Annotated in this window: 2 protein-coding genes; both read left to right on the top strand. The window is 63.6% G+C overall.

The genetic code is table 11. The features are described from left to right. Positions 1-756 (top strand): adenosylhomocysteinase (locus tag EN893_RS25065; RefSeq protein ID WP_128361847.1); only part of this gene is annotated, 756 nt, incomplete at its 5' end. A 199-nt stretch (positions 757-955) separates the two neighbouring features. Beyond that, positions 956-3,339 (top strand): PAS domain-containing sensor histidine kinase (locus EN893_RS25060; RefSeq protein ID WP_164901084.1); only part of this gene is annotated, 2,384 nt, incomplete at its 3' end.

The following is a 3,339-nucleotide window of genomic DNA, read 5'->3' as shown; positions in this document are numbered from 1 at the left end:
GTCAACGACTCGGTTACCAAGTCGAAGTTCGACAACAAATATGGCTGCAAGGAATCGCTGGTCGACGGCATCCGCCGCGGCACCGACACGATGATGGCCGGCAAGGTCGCTGTCGTGTGCGGTTATGGCGACGTCGGCAAGGGCTCGTCGGCCTCGCTCAAGGGCGCCGGCGCCCGCGTCAAGGTCACCGAGGTCGATCCGATTTGCGCGCTGCAGGCGGCGATGGACGGGTTTGAAGTCGTCACGCTGGAAGATGCGGCCCCCACCGCCGACATCGTCATCACCACCACCGGCAACAAGGATGTCGTCACCCTCGACCATATGCGCTCGATGAAGGACATGGTCATCGTCGGCAACATCGGCCACTTCGACAATGAGATCCAGGTCGCCGCGCTGCGCAATTTGAAATGGACCAACGTCAAGCCGCAGGTCGACATGATCACCTTCGCGGACGGCAAGCGGATGATCCTTTTGTCGGAAGGGCGGCTGCTCAATCTCGGCAACGCCACAGGCCACCCGAGCTTCGTCATGTCGGCATCCTTCACCAACCAGGTGCTGGCGCAGATCGAGCTCTACACCAAGCCCGGCCAGTACGAGAACCAGGTCTATGTCCTGCCCAAGCATCTCGACGAAAAGGTCGCGCGCCTGCATCTCGACAAGCTCGGCGCCCGTCTGACCGAACTGTCGGGTGAACAAGCCGCCTATATCGGCGTCACGCCGCAGGGTCCGTTCAAGCCGGAACACTACCGCTATTAACCAAAGCTAAAATTGCTACCAGATATTGAGGCCGGGCGATTGACTTTTCGCCCGGCCTTATTTTTGCGCGCCATCAGCCTTCACGGCGATTCGGCGAGGGGTTATTGTCAGGTGATTCGGCGATGCTTCCAGCCCGAGAGGGTCAAGAGAGGCACGCATCAGGGCGGTCTTGCATTCAGGCGGCGGAGAGGACCAAGACATGCCGGGGCAACACCCGCACAGAGCGGGACGGGCCGTTTCCGGCGGCCATGACGATTCGGGGATTGCTGGCTCCGCCCTGGAAGGCGGGAGCCTGTCCTGGCGCGCCCGTGCGTCGACATTCCTTGCCACCTCCGCGCTCGCGGGCCCCTTGGCTGGCGCCGTCGCGCATGCCGAAACCGCTGCTGCCAGCGTCGCGGGACTGTCGGTGAGCGCCATCGAGGTCATGCAGCTTGCCGTGTTCGTCGGCGTGACGGGTGCCGCACTGATATCGGCCATCGTTCTCATCCGCGAAAGAGCCCGCACCTCGGCGGAGAATGTCGAACTCAGGAGCCGCCTCGCCGACATCAACGCGGCGCTCCGCCGCTCCGAGGCGCTGCTCAATCTGCGTGACCAGCGCGTCGTCGTCTGGGCCGCTGAAAACAAGAAGCCCGAGCTTATCGGCACATTGCCCGTCGAAAGCGGCGCTCCCGAAGATAGGGCCGCTTTTCTCGCTTTCGGCCGCTGGCTGATGCCGCGTTCGGCGGCGGCACTCGAACATGCCGTCGCGGGATTGCGCGAGAAGGCCAAACCCTTCGACCTCGTCATCGAATCGCAGGCCGGTGCGCCGCTCGAAGTGCATGGCCGCAAGAGTGCCGCGCATGTGCTCGTGCGTTTCGTCTCGCTCTCGGAGACGCAGCGCAGCCAGGCCAGGCTGAAGATCGAGAACCAGCGGCTGGCCGCCGACCACGACACGATGATCGGCCTGCTCGACGCGCTGAACATGCCGGCATGGCTCCGCGGCGAGGACGGCGGGCTGAAGTGGGTCAACCGCGCCTATGCCGATGCCGTCGAAGCCGAAAATGCCGAAGCCGCGGTCCGGGAGAAAAAAGAGTTCCTCGGCGGCCAGGCGCGCGATGCGATTGCCGCCCAGCACAAGACGCATCCGGTTTTCGAGCAGTCGCTGTCCACCGTGATCGAAGGTGACCGCCGTGTGTTCGCGGTCACCGATTTCGCCGGCAGCGATGGCTCGGCCGGCCTTGCCTGTGACACCAGTGCCATTGAGGCCGTTCGCGGCGAATACGAACGGACGGTGCGAAGCCACGCCGACACGCTCGACCAGCTCAACACGGCAGTCGCCATTTTCGACACCGACGAGAAGCTGCGGTTCTTCAACCAAGCCTTCCAGAAGCTTTGGGGGTTGGACGCCGGCTTCCTGCACAGCGCACCCGACAATGCCTTGCTGCTCGACCGGCTGCGCAGCGAGGGCAAGATCGCCGAACAGCCTGAATGGCGTCGCTGGAAGGAAGGCCTGCTCGGCGCCTATCGCGCCGTCGAATCCCAGGAACATTGGTGGCATCTGCCGGACGGCAAGACCATTCGCGTCGTCGCCAATCCGCAGCCCAAGGGCGGCGTGACCTGGGTGTTCGAGAACCTGACCGAGAAGATGGACCTGGAAAGCCGCTACCAGACAGCCGTGCGGGTTCAGGGCGAGACGCTCGACAATCTTGCCGAAGGCGTGGCGGTGTTCGGACCCGACGGCAGGCTCCGGCTGTCGAATCCTGCCTTTGCCACTCTCTGGGGATTGAGCGGTGAAGCGGCCAAGCCCAGTGTCCACGTGTCGACGATACGCGACCTCTGCGACCGGCAGGCCGCGGACAGCCCCTGGCCCAGCTTCGTTGCCGCCATCACCGGCTTTGACGACGAGCGCCGCGACCGCCACGGACAGACCGAGCTCAACAACGGCAATGTGCTGAGTTACGCCATGATCCCGCTGCCCAACGGGCAGGTGATGATGACCTTCGTCGACGTGACCGACAGCGTCCATGTCGAGCGGGCGCTGAAGGACAAGAACGAGGCGCTGCAAAAATCCGACCAGCTCAAGAACGAATTCGTCCAGCACGTCTCCTATGAACTGCGTTCGCCGCTGACCAACATCATCGGCTTCACCGAACTCCTGTCGCAGCCCACGACCGGTCCGCTGACGCAGAAGCAGCGCGAATATGTCGAGCATGTCAGCTCGTCCTCCGCGGTCCTGCTCACCATCGTCAACGACATACTCGACTTGGCGACGGTGGACGCCGGCATCATGCAGCTCGACATTTCCGAGGTGCAGGTCGATCGCACCATCGCCGCTGCGGCCGAACTGGTGGCCGACCGGCTGGAAGAGCATTCGATCAGTCTCCAGGTGGACGCCATCGCGGCGCCGAAGACGTTTCACGGCGATGAGGTCCGCGTCCGCCAGATCCTCTACAATCTGCTCAGCAACGCCGCCAATTACGCCCCGGAAGCCAGCATCATCCGGCTCACTTGCCGCCATCTGGCGGATGGGGTGGAATTCTCGGTTCATGACGATGGTCCCGGCATGCCGCCGGATGTGCTCGATTCGGTGTTCCGCCGTTTCGA

The sequence above is a fragment of the Mesorhizobium sp. M7A.F.Ca.CA.004.04.2.1 genome, from assembly GCF_004022825.1.
GTDB lineage: Bacteria > Pseudomonadota > Alphaproteobacteria > Rhizobiales > Rhizobiaceae > Mesorhizobium.
This window is presented reverse-complemented; position numbering and strand designations above follow the sequence as displayed.